Consider the following 23,013-nt stretch of genomic DNA (forward strand, 5'->3'; position numbering starts at 1 on the left):
TAAAGCGACGCTAACTTATATCATGCTGGTCAATAGAAATACAAAAGGAGTCACTTTTGGCTACTATTCCATCCACAATGCAAGCAATCACTGTTGTTAATCCAGGTAAAGACAGCAGCTTAGCTTTTGAACAGCGCCCGGTTCCGCAACCTAGTGCAGAACAGTTGTTGGTTAAGGTTGCCGCCGCAGGCGTTAATCGGGCTGATTTAATGCAGCGGCGCGGGCTTTATCCGCCGCCTGAAGGTGAAAGTGACGTTTTAGGCTTAGAGGTAGCTGGTATTGTTGTTGCAACTGGACCGCAACATAAAAGCTGGCTGGGCAAAGCGGTGTTTGGTTTGGTTCCAGGCGGTGGCTATGCTGAGTATGCTGTTATTCAGGCAAACCATGCTATGACGGTGCCAGTGGGTTATAGCATGTCTGAGGCCGCAGCAACTGCCGAAGTGTTTTTAACCGCATTTCAATTACTGTGCAGTATTGGTAATGTTAAAGCTGGCCACCGGGTACTTATTCATGCCGGTGCTAGTGGGGTAGGCACTGCAGCTATTCAGTTGGCAACTGCTCTTGGCGCGCACGTTGCGGCAACGGCTAGCAATGATGATAAGTTGGTCGTGTGCAAAGCCTTAGGTGCTGAGGTATTGATAAATTATAAAACCACAGCGTTTGAACAAGTATTAGCTTCTAAGTGGGCTAATGGTCTAAATATTATTTTAGATCCCGTCGCTGGAGAGTATATAAACCGTGAAATGCCATTGTTGGCGATGGACGGTAAAATTATTATCTACGCAATGATGGGTGGAAGGGAGCTGCCCGCGCTGGATTTAACGCCACTTTTTAAACGTCGTGGCCAACTTATATGCTCAACGCTGCGTAACCGCAGTAACAGGTATAAAGCGAATTTAGTACAGGCATTTAATCATACATTTGCGCAGCAATTGGCTCAGCGTACAATTCAACCTTTACTGCAGCAAGATTTTAACTGGCAGCAGGTAGAACAAGCTCATCAATTGATGACAGCAAATGCTACTGCAGGTAAGCTTGTGCTAACATTTTGATTTCTAGTTGTAAAACAATCTCAGATAGCGGCGATTTTAGCTTCAGAGTAATTAAAACTTTATTGGGATACCTTAGCTGAATGACTTTAGGCGCCATTGGGAAATCGACATACAGCAAATTAGTATCTTCGCTTATTAGCCGTATTAAAGACAATACCGTTGTTGCTGATTCAATTTATGAGCGGGCCACGCTGTATTTTCAGCAGGTTGTTGATCAGCAAGCTGATAAACTTGAGTTAGAACAGCAGGTGTTCTTGTTTGAGAACCGTCAACAACAAGTTGGAAAACGTGATTTAGCCTTAGTTGAACGTAACCTGCAACAAGCACAGGCTGAGATGCAGTCTTTTCAGCAGGCTCGTACTGAAGAAGCGTATTGCCGTATAGCGGCATTAAAGGTGCTATGCCACGATATTCTGAAGTTGTGCCAAGGCGAGTCTGTTGAAGAAACAAATATTCTCAGCGCAAAATTGCTTGGCTCTATTCAGTTACTCTCGCCCACTGAAGGTAAACAGATAGCGCTAAGTAATCAAAAAAGTAAACATTTGTACAAAGCCATTTTGTCTTTACGGTTATTAGATAAACTTATTGCTGATGGTGAACTGAACAACGCCTATATCTTGCAGCGAATAGCTGATAGTAACGGAAAAAAACTATTGGTAGGTGAGTATCATCCGTTTCGGGATGATGTGCAGATCCCTCTTTTGATGGCAGCGCTCTTGCAGGATATTGGTAGTTGTCATCCTGACGCGCTCGCTATACTGCATGGTCCTGATGGTAGTGCCGATGAGTTTAGGGTGCTGGAAAATGATGAACGAATGGCACTACTGCAGATATCGTATCGTGAGTGTTTAAAATACGTTACTTATGGACTTGGACTTGATAAGTACGGCGGTAATTCCAGAGAAGAACGAGATCAGTTTGTAAAGCTTGAAAATGATCGACAACAATTTGTCTTGTCGCTACTTAAAAATGCCGTTAAACCCGATCACGGAATTGGCAATTTGCTTAAAATTCCGCAGATCTATACCTCGGTAGTGCTATCTACCAAGGCGAGTTTTGCATACGAAACCTTACCCAAAGTCGTGCTTGTTTTAGAGAAAGGGGTAGAAAAAGGGGTATACAGCAAGGTCGCCGTAGATGCATTAGTTGCCATTACCGGCGTGTTTCCGCAAGGTTTTGGCATAACCTACATACCAAAAGACTCAGATAGACAAGATTTAGACCGCTATGAATATGCGATTGTAACCGGTCTTTATCCGGCAGATATTCGCCAGCCAATTTGCCGAATGGTTACCCGTAATTTAACGTATAACGTGTCAGCTCAAGGTTGCATAATTGGTGTAGAGAATAACTTGTATTACCCGCAGGCGAGAAAAAAGTTAGAAAGAATCAGTGAAGACCGATTATTGGAGATACTTAGCCAGCTAGTCTCTAATTTCGAAGAACGTAAAAAAATGCCTTTGGTACCCAAATGCTGGCATCCAGACGAATACTTTTCCTTTGTCAAAAATCAAAACCTATGGAATAAAGTTATTATGAACAATAATTAACGCCCAAGTATGGCGGCGTTAATTATTGCTCTGGTTGGCTGACTCTGACTCTGATATTACTAAGGCGTCAAAACTATCATCAGCTACTTCTTGTTCAATATCTTCGTCATAGCCTGCCGGTACTTGTCGGCGAGCAGCGATAAAGTCTTCATCATGCATTTGGGTCATAACGGTATCTTCATCAACGCGGGGATCCAGTGCGGCTGCCAACGGAGATGATACTAAATCACCTGAGCCCATTTTGAATTGAGCATTTTGCTGCTGGTCCAGCATGCGTTTTACCTGCTTCTGGGTATAGTTAACTCTTAGCAACCTTAAAAACAGGGTGAATGCGCAACAGCTTATAAACGCATACAGCATGGCTGGGCCGATAAATTGCATTAATGTAGATGCCAGTAAGGGGCCAAAACAAGCCCCTAAGCCGAATGTTAGTAAAATCGTCGCAGATAATGCTACGCGATCGTTTTGCTCTACATTTTGATTGGCAAACGCCGACGCGATGGGATAAAGCGTAAATGCCAGTATGCCATAGCAAAATGTTGCTAACAGTAATGCGATACCCGTTAGTGGTAGCAGTGCAATTAGTAATGTCAAAATGGTAAGCGCCGCAGCATTAAATCGCAGTATACGACTACGTGGGATCCGATCTGAAATTTTACCCATTGGCCACTGTGCTAATAGTCCAGCCAGAATGGTCATCGACATAAACAGGGTTACCTGTTCAGTTTCCATGCCTTTGCTGGCAGCATACGCTGGCGCCAAACCGTAAAACGAACCCGCCATCATGCCTGCTACGGTAACGGCAGTCAGTGATTGGGGTACTTGCCTCCAAAACGCCAAAATTTTTAGCGGTGCAGGTTGAAGTGGCGCGGGATGTATCCGTTTAGTCAAAGCGATAGGCACAATACACAACGAATAACACATACTAATTATCAGTAACGGCGAGATGCCCAGCTCTGGGAATTGGCTTAACATTAACTGGCCGCCAATCATACCCAAATAAGACGTTATCATGTAAAAGGCAAATACGGTACCGCGCTGTGAGCTTTCAGTTTGCTCGTTTAGCCAGCTTTCTAGCACCATGTATTGGCACATCATGCCCATACCAACGATGATACGCATTAATAGCCATATTTCCAGTTGGTTAGTCAGCACATGTGTCATGGCGCAGGCGCTGACTATTGCCGCACTGGCAACAAAAGCGCGGATATGACCTACCTGAGCAATGACTTTATGGCCAAGTTTAGAACCCAGCACTAGTCCGAGGTAGTAACAGGACATCAGTGCGCCAATCCAAATAGAATCGACGTTTTGTTGGGCTAGGGATAGACCCAAATAAGTGGATAGCGAGCCTTGTGCCACCAGCATTAACAGGGTTGTTAGAAATAGCGCGCTAAAACTGCGATAGGGGCTTTTTGTGCTCATCCTTTGCCTTCGATAAAAGACAGGCAGCTAACGCTGCCTGAAGCGTTATTTTACTCGCATACCGGGTTGTGCACCCTCGTCTGGTGACAAAATAAACAAATCACTGCCACCAGGGCCAGCGGCTAACACCATGCCTTCAGATAGGCCGAAACGCATTTTACGTGGTGCCAGATTGGCAACCATTACTGTTAAGCGACCCTCTAACTGCTCGGGACTATATGCGGCTTTAATACCTGCAAATACTTGTCTTGTTTCACCACCACCAATATCCAACTGCAGCTGTACCAGTTTATCTGCACCTTCAACGGCGCTGGCTTTGATAATTTTCGCAACACGCAAATCAATTTTTGCAAAATCGTCAATGCTGATAGTATCGCTGATAGGCTCACGCTCAGTATTCGAAGCCTTTTGAACCTTAGCAGTTTTACCCACGGTGGTGTCAGTAGTAACTGTCTGTTGTTGTAGGTTTTCTTTGGATGCTTCCAGCATGGCATTAATCTTAACCGGATCGACGCGTTGCATTAACGCTTTAAACGGGTTGATAGCGTGGTTGGTTAACGGCTGTTTATAATTACTCCAGTTAAGCTCGCTATTTAAAAAGGCTTCAGTCTCTGCTGCCATCAATGGTAATACTGGCTTTAAGTAATGCATTAAAACACGGAACAGGTTAATGCCCATTGAGCAAACGTCGTGTGCTTCTTGCTGTTTGCTGTCATCTTTCACCAGCACCCAGGGCGCTTTAGCATCAATATACTGATTCGCTTTGTCTGCCAGTGTCATAATGTCACGGATAGCACGGGCAAACTCACGATTTTCAAAACTCTCGGCAATACTTTCTCCTGCGTTGACAAACTCAGTCATCAGCGCTGGTTCAGCAACGGTGGCAGATAAGCTTCCGTCAAAACGTTTGGTGATAAAACTCGCACAGCGGCTGGCGATATTGACGACTTTACCCACTAAATCGGCGTTGACCTTTTGACTAAAGTCATCCAGATTTAAATCCAAATCGATAATGCTACTGCTTAGCTTAGAGGCAAAGTAATAGCGCAGATACTCTGGGTTTAAATGATCCAAATAGGTGCGTGCTTTAATAAAGGTACCGCGCGATTTTGACATCTTAGCGCCGTTTACCGTAACAAAGCCGTGGGCAAAGATAGCGTTAGGCTTGCGCATACCAGCGCCATGCAGCATGGCAGGCCAGAACAGGCTGTGAAAATAAATAATATCCTTGCCGATAAAGTGATACACCTCGGCATCGGAGTCCAGCTTCCAGAAGCTGTCAAAGTCGATACCGGTTTTATCGCACAGGTTTTTAAAGCTGGCCAGATAGCCGATAGGCGCGTCTAACCATACATAAAAGAATTTGCCCGGTGCGCCAGGGATTTCAAAGCCGAAGTAGGGCGCATCACGGCTGATATCCCACATTTGCAGACCGTCTTTAAACCATTCCTGCAGCTTATTGGCCATTTCTTCCTGCAAGCTGCCGCTGCGGGTCCAGTCTTGCAACATCTGGCTAAAAGCGGGTAAATCGAAAAAATAGTGCTCGGAGTCTTTTAATACCGGCGTAGCGCCGGATACCACAGAGCGGGCATTCTTAACTTCGGTCGGGCTATAAGTCGCGCCACAGACATCGCAGCTGTCACCGTTTTGATCCAGTGCGCCGCATTTTGGGCAATCGCCTTTAACAAAGCGGTCAGGCAGAAACATCTGCTTTTCCGGGTCGAACAGCTGACTGATGGTTTTACGCTTAATGTAGCCTGCGTCATTTAGTTTTGTATAAATTAAGTTTGCGAATTCACGGTTCTCGTCACTGTGCGTTGAGTGATAATTATCAAAGCTGACAGCAAAACCGGCAAAGTCAGCCTGATGTTCAATATTAGTTTGGGCAATCATTTGCTCCGGCGTAATACCCCGTTCCTGCGCTTTTAGCATAATAGGTGTGCCATGTGCATCGTCAGCGCACACGTAATAGCATTCGTGACCACGGGCTTTTTGAAACCGCGCCCAGATATCTGTTTGAATGTATTCTAATAAGTGACCCAAGTGAATTGGACCATTGGCGTAGGGTAAAGCGCTGGTAACAAGAATTTTCCGTGTCGACATTAAGCGTTGCTCTTTTACATAAATAACTGAAAAAATTTCGTTAAATGATACACTAGCTGCTGTCGATCCGCACCCGCCAACGGCCGGATCCGTTAAAAAAACGTGTTAAAGCCTGAATTTGGAACTTGCTGATGTTTAACTGGTTTAAATCTGCCAAAACTGAGCCTCTACCTGAAGCTGTAATGCAGTTATTGCATCATTGGCCGTTGCCCGATACAGGCGCACCGCTGTCATTAATTCTTGCACGCGTCCGACTGATAAAAAATACACTGCAGATCACACTGGATTTACCTTTAACGTCTATCGCTGAGCCATTGCAGCAGGCTTTAGATGCCGCAGGATTTCATTACCAGCTGGCGCTGGATTATCAACTGGCACTACCACCGACTTACAAAAACATTAAACAGATAATTCTTGTCGCGTCTGGCAAAGGAGGGGTGGGTAAATCGACCACGGCGGTTAATTTGGCTGCGGCACTGGCGCTGGAAGGCGCTAAGGTTGGCCTGCTAGATGCAGATATTTATGGTCCCTCAATTCCCACCATGTTGGGGCTTAGCGGTGAGAAAATCAGTTCATCAGATAATAAACTGATGCAACCCAAATTTGCTCATGGTGTTTATTTGCAATCCATTGGATTTTTAGTCGACCCACAACAAGCCTCTGTCTGGCGGGGCCCTATGGCGAGTCAGGCGTTGTTACAGCTGCTAAACGAAACCCTTTGGCCAGACCTGGATTATTTAATTGTCGATATGCCACCCGGTACCGGCGATATTCAACTGACAATGTCTCAAAAGCTGCCGGTTACCGCTGCTGTTGTCGTGACAACACCGCAAGATGTTGCATTAAGTGATGCAGAAAAAGCTATCAGTATGTTTAGGCAGGTTAATATTCCACTGTTGGGATTGATTGAAAACATGAGTTTTTATCAATGCAGTCAGTGTGGTGCTTATGATGACATCTTTGGCACCCAAGGCGGTTTTGTACTGGCAGAACGCTATCAGGTGCCCGTGCTGGGGCAGCTGCCGTTGCAAAAGCATATTCGTGAGCAAGCTGATCTTGGCGTGCCTGCTGTATTAAAGCAGCAGCCAGTGGCTGAAATTTACCGTACCATCTGCCGACAAATGTTGTTGGCTCTGCATTGGCAAGCAACTTCAACAGCAGCAAGCCAACCTGAAATTATTATAACGGACGATTAACATGAGACTGTGTGACAGAGATATAGAGCGCTATTTAGCTGAAGGCAAAATTATTATCGAGCCTAAGCCCGACGTCGATATGATTAGTGGCGTAAGTGTTGATATTCGGCTGGGTAATAAATTCCGTGTATTTCAGGCTCATGCCGCACCTTACATCGATTTAAGTGGCCCACGGGCAGAAGTAGATAAAGCGTTAAACAGCGTAATGAGTGATGAAATACATATTGCAGATGGTGACAAGTTTATTTTGCATCCGGGTGAGTTGGCATTGGCAATGACACAGGAATCGGTAACACTTCCGGATGACATTGTCGGTTGGCTTGACGGTCGTTCGTCTCTGGCAAGGTTAGGCTTAATGGTGCATGTCACAGCACATCGTATTGATCCGGGTTGGTCTGGAAATATTGTGCTGGAATTTTATAACAGCGGAAAATTGCCTTTGGCGCTTCGGCCAAAGATGAAAATTGGTGCGCTTAACTTTGAATTGATGACGGGACCTGCCGACAGACCATACAACAAAAGACTTGATGCTAAGTACCAACAGCAAACAGGCGCTGTTGCCAGTAGAATAGGCCACGACGACAAAGGCTAATAGTTAAGTTCTCTTACCGCAAATAAAAAGCCCACGCAATCGCGTGGGCCAAAAGCTATAAAGCAAAAATGAAGCGTAATGATTATGCAATAAAGTTGCATAGCTTGGCAATATCGACGGGCAAATTATTTACGCCTTTTACAGCATAATTTTAACATGGGAGAGTGCGATGGATTTGGCCAGCCTGGCGCGATTATTTTTGTTGGCGGCTATCTGGGGCGCGTCTTTTTTATTTATGCGGATGGCGGTGCCAGAGCTAGGCCCCGCATGGTTGATGTTTGGTAGGGTGTTGTCAGCAGCAGTGTTTCTAGCGTTAGTGGCTATTGCCTTTAAACGCGCACTTCCGCTAAGGCAATTCGCCATGCATTTTGTGTTGTTAAGCTTGTTTAATACCGCCTTACCTTTTTTGCTTTTTGCTTACGCAGCGCAAACGTTAACTGCCTCATTACTGGCGGTGCTTAATGCTACAGCTCCGCTTTGGGGGGCATTAATCGGTTGGTTGTTTTTTCGCCAAAAAATGTCAATAAGAATGGTACTGGGTTTATTCTTAGGTATTTGTGGTGTTGCTATTTTAGTCGGCTTTGACGCCATTGTTACTGATCCTGCCGCGTTAACCGCTATTGCTGCTGCAGCTGGAGCGGCATGTTGTTACGGCATTGCTACCTGGTATACGCGTTTGGCTAAACCGGTACCTACCTTTATTAATGCACATGGCAGTATGTGGGGCGCAAGTTTGTGGCTGCTACCACTTCTTTGGTTTATACCGCTACCCGTTACTGAACCGGCACAACAGAGTTTACTTGCAGTGCTGGCATTGGGTGTTGTTTGCACAGGCGTGGCTTATTTGTTGTATTTTAGACTGGTACAGGATTTAGGTGCGACACCCACACTAACAGTGACGTTTCTTATCCCTGTATTTGGCGTACTTTGGGGCCACGTTTTTTTAGACGAGATTATAGGCTGGCATACTCTAGTGGGCGCGGCTACGGTGATCTGTGGCACTGCCTTGGTTAGTGGATTTAGCCTTAACACGCTAAGGTATAACATTGCGACTAATGAACCGAATAAGTTACCGAATAAGGAATTAAGATGAAATTATATGGCTCACAAACGTCACCCTATGTCCGGCGTATTCGCTTACTGTTGGCTAGTCGTCCTTATGAGTTTATTAACTTGAATATTTTTGCCGGGCCTGATCGCGAGATATTAGCATCGATAAACCCGACATTGCGCATTCCAATGTTGGAAGACGACGCACAGGTGATATTTGATTCAGGTGTTATTTTTCGCTATTTATCTGCAAAGCTGGCCCTCACCGCGCTTAACTGGTATCAGGAAAACCAGCTTATCGTCATCAATGCTGTGAGTGACTCTTTGGTTATGTTACTTCAGTGCAACCGCAGTGGTATGGATACCGCTGAAGATAAATTGTTTTTCAATTTACAACGCGAGCGGGTAGCGACCTCGTTGTATGTGCTGGAGCAGCAGGCTGCAAATGCAGAGTTTGCCAAGTGGGATTATGTCGCGATGGCATTATACAGTTTAATTGATTGGACACTGTTTCGTGAATTGGTTGAACTGGACGACTATCCCGCTTTGCTGCAGTTTGTTGCAGATAACGCTAAGCAAAACGGGATAACGCAAACTGATCCGCGTTTAAGTTAGTAAGTACTAAATCTGTGCCGCTTTTAGCGGCACAGGCTCGATAAGAACACTTTGATCCGCATTTGATAGCCAAATCTGATTTTCACTGATATTGCATTGCAAACTCATGTTTCGATCGACCAGCTTTGCTATGGCTTTTACCGCGTCTTCGGGGATTTCAATCACGGTTAAGTTTTGATAACGGGCTAGTGCTTGTTCGTTGTTTTTCCACCAAACGGGCACACTGCGGCCACCGTAGCAGAATAACTGCACCTGTTTAGCCCGACCTGCGGCTTTACGTAGCCATTTTTCGTCACTTTGACCAAATTCTACCCATAGGTTAATTTCACCGCTTAAGGCCTTATCCCAAAGTTCTGGCTCATCATCTTCCGTACTCAGCCCTTTGGTAAAGCTTAAGGTTTCACTGGCGTTTAATATAAATGCTAGCAGGCGAACCATCATTCGCTCGTCGTTTTCAGATGGGTGCTGTGCCAATGTCAGGCTATGATCCTGATAGTAATGTCTATCCATGTCCGCAATTTGCAACTGCACTTTAAATACCGTGGCTTTTAATGCCATAACTAAACTCACTAACAAAATTTCAGGCTGCGAGTGTAACGTGCTAGCTGGAATTGCTCAATTTAACTCTTTGTTTTCCTTGTACTGCCCACACCGTGCAAACTAGGCTATGCTGGGATTGAAACAAGCTAAATAACTGAGTTTAAACAAAATGTCAGAGTTCGATTTTGCAATAGTCCAAAATTTTTTAATTGCACTGATGTTAGGGGCTTTAGTCGGTATCGAGCGTGAAAAGCATCGTCGTGACGAGCAGCCAACCAGCTTTGCCGGGTTAAGAACCTTTATTTTGCTTGCTCAGGCGGGTGCCGTCTCTGCCTGGCTGTCATTAAATTTGCAGTCACACTGGGTATTTATTATTACCATTTTTGTTGTCGCGGTTGCGGTGATGACTGCTTATGTGTTGGAAAACAAAAATACCGCAGCAGCGGGGATAACCACAGAGGTTAGTGCCATTACGGTATCTTTGTTGGGCGGCGCTGTAATGTATGGTTACGCTGAACTTGCCGTGATGCTGGCAATTTTAACTTCGGCTGTATTAACGTTTAAACAGCCTTTGCATGGAATGGTAAGTAAAATAGGCACTGATGATTTATACGCTGGCGTGAAACTGCTCATCGCCAGTTTTATTGTATTGCCGTTGCTACCTAATCACCCTATTGATCCCTGGCAAGCTCTCAATCCTTACAAGCTTTGGCTTTTAGTTATTCTTATTTCGTCAATTTCCTTGCTTGGCTATGTCGCGGTGCGATGGTTAGGCAGTGCGCGTGGCAGTGTATTAATGGGAATCAGTGGTGGTTTGGCATCATCAACGGCAGTTACCCTAAGTTTTGCTCGCAGCTCGAAGTTAGAGGGCGATCCTCTGGCAGCCAACACACAAGCCTGTGGCGTATTATTGGCATGGTTAGTGATGTTTATTCGTGTGTTGGTGATGGTGAGTATCGTTTTTGACCCGTTATTGACGTACTTGCTAGTGCCTTTTAGTACGATGGCTGCGGCGGTAGCAATATTAGCTGCATTTCACTATTGGCGAGGCAGAGAGCGTTTTCAAGCACCTCAGCAAAGTGCAGTTAAAATGGCTAACCCTTTTAGCTTGCTTGCAGCGATAAAATTTGGCGCGGCCTTCGCGGGCATTTTGTTATTGGTCAAACTTACGGAACAATATGCAGTTGATGAAGGGCTGTACTTACTTGCTGCCATCGCTGGATTGACAGATGTTGATGCAATTAGCTTGTCGATGGCAGAATATGCCAAACGCACACCTGACGGTTTAGCATTAGCCGCAGGTGCCGTTACGATAGCGGCGTTGAGTAACACGGTGGTTAAATGGGCACTCGTGTTTGTGCTTGGTGGGAGGGCGTTAGCGAATAAACTGGCTGTTGCGACAGTAATAATATTGGCGCTGGGACTACTCGTATTGCTAATTGGTTAAGCTATTTAACAAACTCATTTGCTATCAATGAATCATTTTAGAGGGTGTTTGCGCCGTGCAGGGGATAGCATCATTGATAGATCGGTTTGGCATTGAATTGCGTAATCAAATTGTCAGCAACCTGTGCTGTTATGTGCAGAATATTATTTAATATAAGGTTATCAAATGAGCGTGAGTCGTTATTTTTCAGCAGCAGTTTTAGGTGTTGCCATGCTATGCACTACTTCTGCGTTGGCGCAAAATGCTGCCCCTCAGGGATTTTTGTATGGCATTGGTATTGGCGTAAATCAGGAGATTTATCGTGGGTATAGTAACCGTACAATACCGTTACCTATATTAGGATATCGCGGTGAAAAATTGTCAGTTTACGGACCTTTTGCCAGTTACACCCTGGTAGATTTTGGCAATATTAGTTTTAGCGCAAAGCTTGCACCGAGATTTGCCGGGTTTGACCAGTCTGACAGCAGTGTGTTTGTGGGCATGGCAAAAAGAAAAAATTCACTTGATGGCGGGTTTGGTGTGCAACTGCGCCAACAAGCCTGGTTGCTCGAAGCCGATACAGTATTTGATTTGTTGGGCAACTCCAATGGACAGGAGTCAAAACTAGCATTGAGCTATAGCTATCGGGCAGGTCCTGTTGTGATTGAGCCTAAAGTGGGTGTTAGTTATTCTGATAACAAGTTGATTAACTACTATTACGGTGTTCCGGTAGAAGAAGCTACCGCTGATCGTCTGGCTTATAACGCCGGAGGCGCTTTTAATTACAATGCAGGAGTGTCTTTTAGTACGCCATTATTTTTCGGTGGAATGACCCGACTCGGTATCGAGCATCATTGGTATGACAGCAGCATTAGCAACAGCCCGTTAACTGATCGTGATACCGGGCTGTCAGCGTTTTTGTCCTGGTCGACATTTTTCTAATGCTGTAACGCTTGCACCAACTGATATACAGCCTGCAACTGACTACCGTCGCGGGTGGTATACTCAGAGCCAGTGTAACCCCACCAATCCCAACACGCGTTTGGATTAAACGGGTTAATACTACTTGCCGTGGTTTGTGGATAAAGCACTACAATATTATTGGTGTCAGCATAGTTATTCAGACCGGTGCCAGCAACATAGGCCTCACCAACACTGGCCGCATCTTGCTTGCAACCATGAAAACTAACATGTAGCCGGCACGATGCACCTGCAGCACAAGTTTGTGGCACGTATAAGTAGCCTGTTTCAGCCAGGGTGCTTTTTGCCGCTTCGGACATCTGAAACTGGTTAATTTTTAATAGGTTACCAGTTGATGTTTCACTTTTGCCTTTGATAGTGCCCAGTAAATGTTGTAGTAACGCGCCTGCCGCATCGTAATGACAACTGGCCAGATAAGGTGGTTCTGATATGTCACAGGCCCCAAGATCAGTTCTGTCTGTTGGAAAGGTATGACCAAAAGCCATGTCATTAATCAGCACAATATGCTCGGGTTTCACCCACTGCGTATACTGTTTATACAGCGCCTGAGCTAGCTTGGGATGTACGGTAGTGTCCTTCGTACCACTAAATATCCATACATTGTCATCAGCAAGAGCAGACAATGGTGCCAGCTTTTGCGTTTGGCGCTTTTCAGTTAAGTAGTTTTCAATAGCTTCAAGATCTGGCGCGCTGGTGGCTTTGTTAAAGCAATGCTCTAAGGCGAGACCAAGACTATTTTGAGCACAATACACCGGCCCTCCAGCCAGCATAGCAACACCTTCTACTTGTTCAGCGAAAGCTTGGTGATATTGTCCAGCCATGTAGGCGCCGCTTGACAAACCCGATAGCGTAATTTGTTTCGTTAACTGTAGTTCTGGTATTGGTGATGTTGCTAATGCGCCATAGCTTATCGCCGATAACAGCGTAAATATTGATAAATTACGTGCTTGCATGAGGGATCCTGAAATTGCAGTGTTATAAACTATATTTCGCACATACCGTATGAATAGACAATAAGGCTTTAGTACAGCAACAAAGTTATACTACAGTAAAATGGCATACACGCTTTTTAGCAACTTAACATTGCAAAAACAGCACTTTCTGGTTAGATTGAACAGCAGTGCTAGATGAAAAACAGGACGTCATAATGAAAAAATGGGCCAGTGCAATGATTGCTGCCGTAGCGTTTTCCTCGGCCGCTGTAGCAAATACTCAAGATTACAAACTGGTGACCGTTGCCGGTTATCTGAATTTTTACTTGCTGAATTTAAACGCGTGTGAAGATTTCCATCCTGCTGTGCGTTCTGCGGCTTATGATGCAGAGAAAAGTTTATATCCCTATTTGGATAAGCTTTACAGCAAAATGGGCGGCGTTGACGGGGCAAACCAAAAAATGGTTGCTGATATAGTGATGAAACGCCGTAACATGTTAAATACGCAAATTGCTGAAGGCGATTTTACCGTTGAGCATTGTCAGGCTGTTGTTAAGATACTGACCGAAGATGGCTTAGATAAAACCTTGCTTAGCGCGTTAGAGTAACATTACTTCGCACATCCAAAACCGCCAGCTTATTGCTGGCGGTTTCACTTTGTCCAGATAAAATGTTTTCTGGTACACTACGTCTTGCTTTGGTGTAGGCTATGCCTGCTTAAAAGGGAAACAGGTGAAATGCCTGCACTGTCCCCGCAACTGTAATAAGTGCTGCAATCAAATGCCACTGGCCCTAAGGGCTGGGAAGGCGATTGTGGGTTATCACTTTAAGTCAGGAGACCTGCCTAAGCCCTAGTTACGCCTCTGTGCGGGAGTTCACAGCAGCACCAGTGCCTTTGTGTAAGGCTCTCTGCTGCTATTGTCAGGAGTGGGTTTTGCTAAAGCTGTCAGCTGTTTCGCTTACGCTTGGAAACCAAGCGGTGCTACAAAATGTTAATTTTGTTTTGGCTCCAGGCGAGTTTATTGGTGTTATAGGCCCCAATGGCGCAGGAAAAAGCAGCTTATTGCGCGTTGTACAGGGGGCATTAGCCGCAGACAACGGACAAATTCTGCTACAACAACGCCCCTTACTGCACTATAAAACGGCTGAGCTGGCTAAAACTGTCGCCGTTGTTAGTCAAAACCCCGCACCTTTGTTTGCGCTCACGGTTGAGCAAGTTGCGACTATGGGGCTGTTACCTCATAAAAACTGGTTTGAGTTAAATCATAGTCACGATAGACACATCGTTGCGCAAGCTTTGCAAAAGGTAGGTTTAAACGGTAAAGCTAATCAACTGATTGATAGCTTATCTGGTGGTGAACTCCAGCGGCTTTATATTGCCCGTGCACTAGTGCAACGACCTGCATTGTTGTTATTGGATGAACCGACAAATCATTTAGATGTATTGTATCAGCATCAGGTACTTCAGCTTGTTAGCGGCTTGGGTATTCCCGCGTTAGCTTGCCTGCATGATCTTAACCTTGCAGCGTTATATTGCGACAAAATACTGCTATTAAACCAAGGTCAGCAGTGTGCTTTTGGCACACCGGAGCAGGTGTTGCGAAGTGAGTTACTGCAACAAGTGTTTGGCTTAGCCTGCGAGGTAACAATGCACCCGTTGCTTAACAAGCTCCAGGTCACGTTTATGCCTAACCAAGGAGCCCACTGATGTTAAAACGGCATTATCGGTTGGCCATGGGGTTATCTATACTGTTATTACTTGCCAGTATGCTAATAAGTCTGACATTAGGTAGTGTGAATATCTCTTTGACCGATGTATTTAACGTGTTGGTTGGTCATGCTACGCAGTCAGACTTAACCGAAACAATAATTTTTCAAATCCGCTTACCCCGATTGCTCTGTGCGGTGTTAGTCGGCGCCGGTTTAGCCATTTCCGGCGCTATTTTGCAAAACGCCAGTCGTAATCCATTAGCGGATCCCTATCTGTTTGGTTTGATGGCCGGAGCAGGCTTAGGTGCTACCTTGGTGAGCGTTGTCTTGCCGCCACACCTTATTAGTATGGCGCTGGGTGCATTTGTTGGGGCATTGTTTGCGGTGTTACTGGTTTTTGTAGTGTGTGCCGGACAACACTGGCGCAAAGTAGAAATTACTTTACTGGCCGGCGTGGCAGTATCTTTTATGCTAAGTGCGATTAGCAGCTTTGTACTCTACTTTGCTGAACCCTTTGCCGCAAATCGCATTATGTTTTGGTTAATGGGGAGTTTAAGCCGAACCGACTGGTTAAGTGTGTTGCTGCTAGCTCCTATAGTATTACTAGTACTTTTACTGGCGCTGGCACTGCGCCGTCAGCTTGACGCCTTATTACTCAGTGATGAAAGCGCCCGTACACTTGGAGTGAATACCTTACGTTTGCGTTTGGTTTTGTTATTAGCAACAGCACTGTTAACCGCTTGTATAGTTTCACAATGTGGTGGTATCGCCTTTGTCGGGTTAATGGTGCCGCATATCGTTAGACATTTTTTTGGTGTTACATCAGTACGATTGTTATTTGGCTCAGCCATTATTGGCGCATTGTTTATGATCTGGGTGGATAATGTAGCACGTACAGTGCTGCCACAGCAGGAGATTCCACTGGGTGTTATTACGTCGTTAGTGGGCAGTATATTTTTTCTTTTAATCATGCGCCGGCAACGGCTATAGCGAAGTGATATGACAACAGAACAGCTAAAACAACAACGCCACCGTGAACGTCAGCAGCGACTAAAAACTCAGGTTGATAGCGCTATTGCTGCGGCCACAGATGACAAAGGATTGTTACTGGTGATTACCGGTAATGGTAAAGGAAAGTCTACTTCAGGTTTTGGTACGGTTGCGCGCGCGGTTGGACATGGGTTTACTGCAGCGGTGGTGCAGTTTATTAAAGGCAGCTGGGAGTGCGGCGAACGTAACTTACTTGAGGAGCATGGTGTTCAATTTGCCGTAATGGCAACGGGTTTTACCTGGGACACTCAGGACAAAGCTGCTGACATCGATGCAGCAGAGCGCGTTTGGTTGCAGGCAGAGCGATTCTTAGCTGACCCGTCAATTGACATGGTGTTGTTAGATGAACTGACGTACATGCTGAGTTACCACTATTTATCTCTAGAGCGCATAGAAAAGGCCTTGCTAAACCGACCGGTAAAACAGCATGTTGTTATTACGGGACGGGCGTGTCATCGCCGTCTAATTGAACTTGCAGATACGGTTAGCGAGGTGCAAAACGTTAAACATGCGTTTGACCATGGCATTAAGGCGCAGCGTGGAGTGGATTGGTGAGGCAACTATTATTGCTCTGTGTTTTGTTTAATGTTGCTGCACAGGCAGAACCCAACCCGCAACGCATTGTCGCGCTGGCGCCTCATATCACCGAAATGCTATACGCCATCGGCGCAGGAGACAGACTCGTTGCAGTAAGTGATTACAGTGATTTTCCATCCGAAGCACAAACGTTACCTCGTGTAGCGAGTTATGCCAGCGTTAATATAGAAGCGGTACTGGCACTAAAGCCCGATTTAGTCATTGCATGGCGTACAGGGAATCCGCAGTCAGATATAAAGCGCTTACAACAATTTGGCGTTAACGTCGCCTTTTCAGATCCCATTACATTGGAAGATATTGCTAAAGAACTTCGCATGATAGGAAAGCGAGTAGGCATGCAAGACATCGCGAATGAAGAAGCAAATCGTTTTACTCGCCAATTATCAGCGCTGCGCAGTAAGTATCAGCATAAAGCTCCTGTACCCGTATTCTTTGCTATGGGAACCGCTCCAGTTAGCACCGTCGCGAACAATGCCTGGCCGCAGCAAATGCTAACGTTATGTGCAGCGGACAATACTTTTAGAAACGTTAAAGGCGACTATCCACAGGTGGGAATAGAGCAGGTTGTTGCAGCAAGGCCTGAGGTTATCATTCAACCGGTGCGGCCTAATTTTGCTGCGGATTTCAGCTTTTGGCAGCGGTTTGTAACACTACCTGCAGTACAAAAACATCAGTTTTTATCGGTAAATGCAGATTATTTGTATCGCACGACCCCCCGCACTTTGCTGGGCATACAGCAATTATGCGAGGGTGTTGATGCTTTTCGCTAACTTAACTATTTACACTACTCATCAGTTCATTTGCACGACGCATTAAACGTTCTGCTGTTCGCACCTGGTTAGACTGTAATAGTTGTCCGGACAAACTAAGGTACTTATCAGCCAGCTTGCGACGCAGGGCAACATGTAATGAAAAGTCGTTTGGAACTAGCGAACTAAATTGCTGAAGCTTTTCATAGACTGCATCTATTTCAGCCGCTTTTTCGCTGACAGCAAGTTCGTTAGTCATGGTAGAAAAACTATGCTGGTAAAATAACTCTGCTGCCTGATAGGGGAAACTTTCCGCATTACCTAATTCAACGGCTCTGCGATAAGATGCCATAGCATCAACGGCACTGGCTAGCTGCTGGCCTTTTGTTACTAATTCAGCCGTGTCTTGATGCTGCGCAAAAATTAGCTCTCCAGCCATAATAAGCTGCTGCAGTGCGATGGCATCATTGCTCGAGACTGCTTGTTCAAAAGCGGCGATATAGCTTGCAGTTTCTTCAGTGTCGGGTTCTATAACGTAATTTAAATCGACGCGTTTTAGTGCGGCCTTAATGTTATACAGATCTGGCGCATCATTCTGTTTTTGATATTGTTGATTGAGTAACAATTGATTTAATTGGGATCGCAATACATCAATGGCTGTTTGTTTGCTGCGCAGCATACTTGCACTTAATCCGGCTAAATAATGTGAATCAGGATAAAGCGCACTGGCTTGCGCCAGTATTTTCTCAATTTCAGGATAATTCGGATATGCAAAGCTACGATCACTGATCAGTTGATCAATTTGCTGTTCAAAATGCATTAATACTTTATTTTGTTGCTGTCTTAATAGCGCATCGCGTTGCAGCGGGTTTGTCTCAGCTAACGCTATTACATTAAGCAATTGGCTAACGTCGCCCTCGGCTAGCTTTTGATATTGTTGCTGCTCTGCTGTTGTATCAGCCAATCGTTGCTCGTAGCTAGTTAATATGGTTTGGTTTTGTTGATAATAATACCAGCCACCCCAGCATGTTACTAAAACCGCAGCGGCGACAGCAGTGTGTTGCCACAACTGGGCATTAAACTGACGCATTAACTTGCTGATACTGCTTTTTCGTTGCAATGCATCAAACTGTAATGCCTGTTTTAATGCCTGCCATTGCAGAATATTTAAATGCGCAGGCTTACTCGCTTGTTTCTTTTGTTCAAATGCTTTGTCGGCAGGGAGTCGTTCAAAAGGATGTTTACTGGTTAACAACTCATAACTTAAACAGGCAAAAGAGAATAAATCGTCGGCAACGCAAGGTGTGTTGCCCGACAATAACTGTGGGCTGGCATAAGCTGGTGTGTAGCCGCTTAGTGGTGCAGTTTGGCTTTGTTGTTCAGCTGCATAAATATCATGATTTAATTGCAGTTTTTGTGACACACCAAAATCAAGTACTTTTACCTCTCCGGCACGATTAACCATAATATTGGCAGGTTTAAGATCTGCATGCACAATGCCTGTTTGGTGAGCGAAATTCAGTGCATCTGCTATTTGCTGCAATAATTTAAGTGCAGATTTCAACGGTAAACCTTTCGGTTTATAGCGTTTAATCACTTGTTCAAGACTTTCACCATCCAGGCATTCCATAACAATGAAGTAGTGTTGTTGGTCGCAATCGACATCAAACACTCGCACTATATTAGGGTGTGACAGTTGCTGTGTTTTATGGGCTTCCTGTAATAGCAGTTGCAGAGCTTCTGGCTGGTCAACAAATTGCTGTTGTAATACTTTTATTGCCACTGTGCTATTGGCAACGCCTGCTTTTTGTAAAAACAGATCGGTAGCACGATAAATGTCACTCATACCGCCAGAGCCAATTTTACTTTCCAGTAAATAACGCTCTTTAATTAGCATGCCTTCTTCTATTGTGGCCAGCGCGGTATCGGCTGGTTTAGCACGCGACGTTGGTTTAACTGCGTAGCGTGTTTTATCGTTGTCTGCAGCAATATCTGTCGTCAAGCCGTCAACGCTGGTTGTGTCCTGCTCCGTCATAATTAACTCCTTGTTCTGCCAGATATTCGCAAGTTTAAATCAATGCGTTAAATTTTATCGAGCAATTATTTCACAAAAAAAGACGATAGTCACTTTTGTATTTGCGTAAATGTTAATTGATGCAATGTTGACGCAACAATAAATTTAACTTAATCTTTGCCACCCATTAAGAGTAAATGAATTGTGTTTTAAATGCTGACGAGCAGGGGTGTTATGTGGGGCAAAGGGATATGTTACTAGAGTTGTCAGTAGTGAGTTATCACCGTTTATCACCTAGGCAAGTAGCGGTTAAACGCTTTGATGCAGCAGGGGGAACATTAGGTCGTTCCGAGCAGGCAGATTGGTTTTTACCAGACCCAGAACGCGTTGTCTCTGGCGTACATGCTCTTATATGCCATGTAAATGGCGAATTTAGCGTTGAAGATAAGTCGACCAACGGACTTTTTGTTAACCGCTCTGTTGATGCGTTGGGGCAAGGAAATCGTCATGTATTGCAACACGGCGACGTATTGTGTATGGGAGATTATGAGATCCAGGTTGCACTGGTTGACAATGATTCAAAGGTTAACAATACCGCGCATGTTAATTTAGATGTAACAACACCATCAGCCGTGCGACAGTCTTCGTTATCAGGCATTCCGATTGCGGATGTCGCAGTGAGTACATTTTCCACTAATTCCATTAACGCTTCTAATTCTGTTGCCTCTCCTAAATCTGCTAATAGTGCAGAGGGTAACCATGCTCAGAATCGTCAACGTGAAATGACACTTGATGACCACTTTTCAGCACCAACAGCACTTATCCCTGATGACTGGGGCTCAGACTGGTTGAATACAGAAAGCGAAGGTTTGCCAGAAATTCCACAGGCAAAGCCGGTAGCGACTCGCGTTAATACGATAGAACCACAGCAAAACATCAATGATGCTCCAGCTTGCCTTCTTGCGTTTCTTCGAGGGCTTGGCGTTTCTGAAGCCAATCAACAGTTAATGAATTCTGTGCAATGGTGGGAACAATTGGGCCAAGCGTTTCAGCAATCCTTGCATGGTGTCATTGAGGTGATGCGTGAGCGTTCGAATGTTAAAAGTACATTTAGAGTGAATCAAACGACATTCCAACAGCGTGAAAATAACCCGCTGAAATTCTCCGCCAATATTGATGATGCTTTTCATAATCTTTTTAACCGCCCAGGCAGTAGTTTTATGCCTGCGAAACAGGCCATTGCCGAAGCTTTTGCTGACATTAGCCGGCATGAATCTGCAATCGTCGCTGGCGCCGGTGGCGCGATGGAAGGCTTGTTGCAACAACTAGCGCCACAAAATATAGAAGCAACAGATTTTGGTGGCAGTTTCGTCGACAGAGTTAATCCAGCGCAGCGCCAGGCCAGATTTTGGCAACGATATAAAGCGCTTCATATTGATTTAGCGGCCGAACTTAATAACAAAAATAAGCAAGGTGTTAATGACGATTTTATCCGTGCTTATGAGGCGTTCTTACGTCAGAAATAATGGGCAGACAAAGGCAATACATAATGAAACCTTCAGGAGTGGTTTATATGAATGCAATTAAAATGACAATTTTGGTTTTGCTTAGTTTGGCTGTGTTAGCCGGCTGTCAGGCGGTTTATTCCACTTTCCCGCCGTCAACAACACTACACTTTAGAGTAGCGTCTGATATTAATCCGGATTTAGATAACCGCCCATCACCAGTGATTATAAAAGTATACGAATTAGCGTCTAAAACCGTGTTTGAAAGTCAGGATTTTTTTGCCCTGTATGACAATCCGGAAGCAACATTGCGCACTGACTTGCTAAAAAAAGACGAGTTGGTGTTTGAACCCGGACAGCGTAACGAATATCGCATGATGCTGCAACCTGCGACAAAAGCGGTTGCCGTTATTGCTGCCTATCGTGACATCGAAGGTGCGAGGTGGCGCGCGGTGGTTGATGTAAAACCGACTGGATATGATGATTTTTACGTTTATGTCGACAAACTAGCGGTATACATCCGTGAGCATGACTTAGAGCACAAACGCTAAAAAGACCGGTAGATCAAAGGAAGAGCATTATGAGTGATTACAGCCGGATCGCATGGTCAGAAGGTTTGTTTCTTCGGCCGCAGCATTTTCAGCAGCAAGAGCGTTTTTTCGACTATACCCGCCAACAACAACTAGCAATGCAATTGCCATATGGTTGGGGCGTGCGGCGTATTAGTATTGACCATCAAAGCCTGAAGTTTGGCCAGTTTGCATTGGCTGAGTTAGAAGCCTTGTTACCCGATGGCACCGTTTTGCAGTTACCTCAGGTTGAGGCATTACCCACGGCACTGCAGATCCCGAAAAGTAGCCGGGACCAACAAGTGTATTTATGTTTGGCACTGGATAAAACGTCATCTCAGAATATTAGTAGCCTGGATGGTAATCACATTAGCCGATATGGTTTTAGTGAGCACAGTGTTGCCGATAACAGTTTGTCAGAAGACGCGACCGAATTATTACAGTTAGCTAAACTACGTTTGTTGTTTAAGCTGGAATCAGAAGATCGGGGGGGATTTATCAGCCTTCCCGTTGCCCGAATTCATGAAGTCACTGAACAAGGAGAGGTGAAGTTAGTAAAGACCTTCATCCCGCCACTGTTAGATATTCAGCAAGACGGTCAACTTCTGGCTTTTGTCAGTGAGGCTCTGGGCATGTTATGTCAGCGAGCTGAGGCACTGGCAGATCGTTTAGGCAAAAGTCAGGGAACTGCAAATTCGATATCAGATTTTCTTATGCTGCAAGTGTTGAATCGCTATGAGCCTATGCTACTCCATTTGAAAAGCGGGGTACTCGAACATCCACTTCACATTTATCGCTTGATGGTGTCAATGTTAGGTGAGTTATCAACGTTTACGTCACGTCAGAAACGTCCGCCCGAGTTTCCCGCATACAAGCACGATGATCTGACAACCGTGTTTGGTAATCTTGGCGTAATCATGAATCAGACACTGAGTGTCGTGCTGGAGCAAACCGCTCAAGCATTGCCATTAGAACAAGCCAAGTTTGGTATTTTAGTGTCGCCGTTAACGGACAAATCGTTGCTTGAATATGCGCAGTTTGTCTTGGCGATATCTGCAGATCTTCCTGCAGATGATATTCGCAAACACCTACCAGCCAGATTAAAAATTGGTCCGGTAGAACACATACGTGAACTAGTTAATAACCAACTACCGGGCATAGCCGTAACGGGCTTGCCTGTGGCACCAAGACAAGTACCGTACCATGCAGGCTATCACTACTTTCAGCTAGATAAAGGCAGTATTTATTGGGAGCGGTTAGCAAGTAGCGGTGGTATAGCGCTTCATTTATCCGGAAATTACCCCGGTTTGAAGATAGAACTTTGGGCGATAAAGGTGTAGCAGTTTTGCCGCCTCTG

21 protein-coding genes and 1 riboswitch are annotated in these 23,013 nt (G+C 45.1%); of the genes, 16 read left to right on the plus strand and 5 right to left on the minus strand.

Annotation, left to right across the window (positions count from 1 at the left end):
- Positions 1–56 precede the first annotated feature (56 nt).
- Complete coding sequence (locus ORJ00_RS11080) at positions 57–1,052, plus strand: NAD(P)H-quinone oxidoreductase (RefSeq protein WP_306126630.1); 996 nt, start codon at positions 57–59, stop codon at positions 1,050–1,052.
- Between the two features lie 80 nt (positions 1,053–1,132).
- Positions 1,133–2,602 carry a hypothetical protein gene (locus ORJ00_RS11085; protein ID WP_306139870.1) on the plus strand — a complete coding sequence of 490 codons (1,470 nt, stop codon included), beginning with the start codon at positions 1,133–1,135 and terminating at the stop codon, positions 2,600–2,602.
- Positions 2,603–2,620: 18 nt separating this feature from the next.
- Here ORJ00_RS11085 and ORJ00_RS11090 read toward each other — a convergent pair whose 3' ends face one another.
- Positions 2,621–4,027 carry an MFS transporter gene (locus ORJ00_RS11090; protein WP_306139871.1) on the minus strand — a complete coding sequence of 469 codons (1,407 nt, stop codon included), beginning with the start codon at positions 4,025–4,027 and terminating at the stop codon, positions 2,621–2,623.
- A gap of 45 nt (positions 4,028–4,072) precedes the next feature.
- Positions 4,073–6,130, minus strand: a complete 2,058-nt coding sequence (gene metG / locus ORJ00_RS11095) for a methionine--tRNA ligase (protein WP_306139872.1) — start codon at positions 6,128–6,130, stop codon at positions 4,073–4,075.
- Between the two features lie 131 nt (positions 6,131–6,261).
- Between metG and apbC the strand changes: the two genes are divergently transcribed.
- The 4 genes from apbC to ORJ00_RS11115 all read left to right on the plus strand — a co-directional run bounded on the left by apbC (position 6,262) and on the right by ORJ00_RS11115 (position 9,583).
- The gene (gene apbC, locus ORJ00_RS11100; RefSeq protein ID WP_306139873.1) at positions 6,262–7,326 is read left to right on the plus strand and encodes an iron-sulfur cluster carrier protein ApbC; all 1,065 of its coding nucleotides are present in this window, start codon (positions 6,262–6,264) and stop codon (positions 7,324–7,326) included.
- A 1-nt stretch (position 7,327) separates the two neighbouring features.
- Positions 7,328–7,918: a dCTP deaminase gene (gene dcd, locus ORJ00_RS11105; protein WP_027672488.1), complete on the plus strand. Its 591-nt coding sequence runs from the start codon at positions 7,328–7,330 to the stop codon at positions 7,916–7,918.
- Positions 7,919–8,087: 169 nt separating this feature from the next.
- Entirely contained in the window at positions 8,088–9,011 is a 924-nt protein-coding gene (locus ORJ00_RS11110) for a DMT family transporter (RefSeq protein WP_306139874.1), read from the plus strand.
- Complete coding sequence (locus ORJ00_RS11115) at positions 9,008–9,583, plus strand: glutathione S-transferase family protein (RefSeq protein ID WP_306139875.1); 576 nt, start codon at positions 9,008–9,010, stop codon at positions 9,581–9,583. The genes ORJ00_RS11110 and ORJ00_RS11115 overlap by 4 nt, the downstream gene beginning before the upstream one ends.
- A 6-nt stretch (positions 9,584–9,589) precedes the next feature.
- On the opposite strand, the gene ORJ00_RS11120 is transcribed toward ORJ00_RS11115, so the two are convergent.
- Positions 9,590–10,141, minus strand: a complete 552-nt coding sequence (locus ORJ00_RS11120) for a YaeQ family protein (protein ID WP_306139876.1) — start codon at positions 10,139–10,141, stop codon at positions 9,590–9,592.
- Between the two features lie 151 nt (positions 10,142–10,292).
- On the opposite strand from ORJ00_RS11120, the gene ORJ00_RS11125 reads away from it, so the two are divergent.
- Both ORJ00_RS11125 and ORJ00_RS11130 read left to right on the plus strand, forming a co-directional pair.
- The gene (locus ORJ00_RS11125; RefSeq protein ID WP_306126634.1) at positions 10,293–11,570 is read left to right on the plus strand and encodes an MgtC/SapB family protein; all 1,278 of its coding nucleotides are present in this window, start codon (positions 10,293–10,295) and stop codon (positions 11,568–11,570) included.
- A 165-nt stretch (positions 11,571–11,735) separates the two neighbouring features.
- Positions 11,736–12,491 (plus strand): MipA/OmpV family protein, encoded by a 756-nt coding sequence (locus ORJ00_RS11130; RefSeq protein WP_306139877.1) that lies wholly within the window; start codon positions 11,736–11,738, stop codon positions 12,489–12,491.
- Here ORJ00_RS11130 and ORJ00_RS11135 read toward each other — a convergent pair.
- Positions 12,488–13,483, minus strand: a complete 996-nt coding sequence (locus tag ORJ00_RS11135) for an extracellular catalytic domain type 2 short-chain-length polyhydroxyalkanoate depolymerase (protein WP_306139878.1) — start codon at positions 13,481–13,483, stop codon at positions 12,488–12,490. The two genes, ORJ00_RS11130 and ORJ00_RS11135, sit on opposite strands and share 4 nt — an antisense overlap.
- 194 nt (positions 13,484–13,677) lie before the next feature.
- On the opposite strand from ORJ00_RS11135, the gene ORJ00_RS11140 reads away from it, so the two are divergent.
- From ORJ00_RS11140 to ORJ00_RS11160, 5 genes are all read left to right on the plus strand, one after another.
- Positions 13,678–14,070, plus strand: a complete 393-nt coding sequence (locus ORJ00_RS11140; RefSeq protein ID WP_027670618.1) for a hypothetical protein — start codon at positions 13,678–13,680, stop codon at positions 14,068–14,070.
- A gap of 73 nt (positions 14,071–14,143) precedes the next feature.
- Positions 14,144–14,324, plus strand: a riboswitch (cobalamin riboswitch).
- Between the two features lie 72 nt (positions 14,325–14,396).
- On the plus strand, positions 14,397–15,170 hold the full coding sequence (locus ORJ00_RS11145; RefSeq protein WP_037054023.1) for an ABC transporter ATP-binding protein: 774 nt from the start codon (positions 14,397–14,399) through the stop codon (positions 15,168–15,170).
- Positions 15,170–16,162 (plus strand): FecCD family ABC transporter permease, encoded by a 993-nt coding sequence (locus tag ORJ00_RS11150; RefSeq protein ID WP_306139879.1) that lies wholly within the window; start codon positions 15,170–15,172, stop codon positions 16,160–16,162. Before ORJ00_RS11145 ends, ORJ00_RS11150 begins: the two co-directional genes overlap by 1 nt.
- A gap of 9 nt (positions 16,163–16,171) precedes the next feature.
- Positions 16,172–16,777 (plus strand): cob(I)yrinic acid a,c-diamide adenosyltransferase, encoded by a 606-nt coding sequence (gene cobO, locus ORJ00_RS11155; protein WP_027670620.1) that lies wholly within the window; start codon positions 16,172–16,174, stop codon positions 16,775–16,777.
- Entirely contained in the window at positions 16,774–17,589 is an 816-nt protein-coding gene (locus ORJ00_RS11160) for a cobalamin-binding protein (protein WP_305973570.1), read from the plus strand. The genes cobO and ORJ00_RS11160 overlap by 4 nt, the downstream gene beginning before the upstream one ends.
- A gap of 1 nt (position 17,590) precedes the next feature.
- On the opposite strand, the gene ORJ00_RS11165 is transcribed toward ORJ00_RS11160, so the two are convergent.
- Positions 17,591–19,603 (minus strand): serine/threonine-protein kinase, encoded by a 2,013-nt coding sequence (locus ORJ00_RS11165; RefSeq protein WP_306139880.1) that lies wholly within the window; start codon positions 19,601–19,603, stop codon positions 17,591–17,593.
- A gap of 176 nt (positions 19,604–19,779) precedes the next feature.
- On the opposite strand from ORJ00_RS11165, the gene tagH reads away from it, so the two are divergent.
- Genes tagH through tssK form a run of 3 tightly spaced genes read left to right on the plus strand, consistent with a single transcriptional unit; the run spans position 19,780 to position 22,996 of the window.
- The gene (gene tagH / locus ORJ00_RS11170) at positions 19,780–21,108 is read left to right on the plus strand and encodes a type VI secretion system-associated FHA domain protein TagH (protein WP_306139881.1); all 1,329 of its coding nucleotides are present in this window, start codon (positions 19,780–19,782) and stop codon (positions 21,106–21,108) included.
- A 47-nt stretch (positions 21,109–21,155) separates the two neighbouring features.
- On the plus strand, positions 21,156–21,638 hold the full coding sequence (gene tssJ / locus ORJ00_RS11175; protein ID WP_305973564.1) for a type VI secretion system lipoprotein TssJ: 483 nt from the start codon (positions 21,156–21,158) through the stop codon (positions 21,636–21,638).
- 29 nt (positions 21,639–21,667) lie between these two features.
- Positions 21,668–22,996, plus strand: a complete 1,329-nt coding sequence (gene tssK / locus ORJ00_RS11180; protein WP_306139882.1) for a type VI secretion system baseplate subunit TssK — start codon at positions 21,668–21,670, stop codon at positions 22,994–22,996.
- Positions 22,997–23,013 lie beyond the last annotated feature (17 nt).

It is taken from the genome of Rheinheimera baltica (genome assembly GCF_030731985.1).
GTDB classification, from domain to species: domain Bacteria; phylum Pseudomonadota; class Gammaproteobacteria; order Enterobacterales; family Alteromonadaceae; genus Alishewanella; species Alishewanella baltica.

What these genes read in the sequence shown, in the direction of transcription:
- ORJ00_RS11085 (WP_306139870.1), top strand. Translation starts at nt 1,133, where the DNA reads ATGACTTTAGGCGCCATTGGGAAATCGACATACAGCAAATTAGTATCT.
- ORJ00_RS11090 (WP_306139871.1), bottom strand. Translation starts at nt 4,027, where the DNA reads ATGAGCACAAAAAGCCCCTATCGCAGTTTTAGCGCGCTATTTCTAACA.
- metG (WP_306139872.1), bottom strand. Translation starts at nt 6,130, where the DNA reads ATGTCGACACGGAAAATTCTTGTTACCAGCGCTTTACCCTACGCCAAT.
- apbC (WP_306139873.1), top strand. Translation starts at nt 6,262, where the DNA reads ATGTTTAACTGGTTTAAATCTGCCAAAACTGAGCCTCTACCTGAAGCT.
- dcd (WP_027672488.1), top strand. Translation starts at nt 7,328, where the DNA reads ATGAGACTGTGTGACAGAGATATAGAGCGCTATTTAGCTGAAGGCAAA.
- ORJ00_RS11110 (WP_306139874.1), top strand. Translation starts at nt 8,088, where the DNA reads ATGGATTTGGCCAGCCTGGCGCGATTATTTTTGTTGGCGGCTATCTGG.
- ORJ00_RS11115 (WP_306139875.1), top strand. Translation starts at nt 9,008, where the DNA reads ATGAAATTATATGGCTCACAAACGTCACCCTATGTCCGGCGTATTCGC.
- ORJ00_RS11120 (WP_306139876.1), bottom strand. Translation starts at nt 10,141, where the DNA reads ATGGCATTAAAAGCCACGGTATTTAAAGTGCAGTTGCAAATTGCGGAC.
- ORJ00_RS11125 (WP_306126634.1), top strand. Translation starts at nt 10,293, where the DNA reads ATGTCAGAGTTCGATTTTGCAATAGTCCAAAATTTTTTAATTGCACTG.
- ORJ00_RS11130 (WP_306139877.1), top strand. Translation starts at nt 11,736, where the DNA reads ATGAGCGTGAGTCGTTATTTTTCAGCAGCAGTTTTAGGTGTTGCCATG.
- ORJ00_RS11135 (WP_306139878.1), bottom strand. Translation starts at nt 13,483, where the DNA reads ATGCAAGCACGTAATTTATCAATATTTACGCTGTTATCGGCGATAAGC.
- ORJ00_RS11140 (WP_027670618.1), top strand. Translation starts at nt 13,678, where the DNA reads ATGAAAAAATGGGCCAGTGCAATGATTGCTGCCGTAGCGTTTTCCTCG.
- ORJ00_RS11150 (WP_306139879.1), top strand. Translation starts at nt 15,170, where the DNA reads ATGTTAAAACGGCATTATCGGTTGGCCATGGGGTTATCTATACTGTTA.
- cobO (WP_027670620.1), top strand. Translation starts at nt 16,172, where the DNA reads ATGACAACAGAACAGCTAAAACAACAACGCCACCGTGAACGTCAGCAG.
- ORJ00_RS11165 (WP_306139880.1), bottom strand. Translation starts at nt 19,603, where the DNA reads ATGACGGAGCAGGACACAACCAGCGTTGACGGCTTGACGACAGATATT.
- tagH (WP_306139881.1), top strand. Translation starts at nt 19,780, where the DNA reads ATGAATTGTGTTTTAAATGCTGACGAGCAGGGGTGTTATGTGGGGCAA.
- tssJ (WP_305973564.1), top strand. Translation starts at nt 21,156, where the DNA reads ATGAATGCAATTAAAATGACAATTTTGGTTTTGCTTAGTTTGGCTGTG.
- tssK (WP_306139882.1), top strand. Translation starts at nt 21,668, where the DNA reads ATGAGTGATTACAGCCGGATCGCATGGTCAGAAGGTTTGTTTCTTCGG.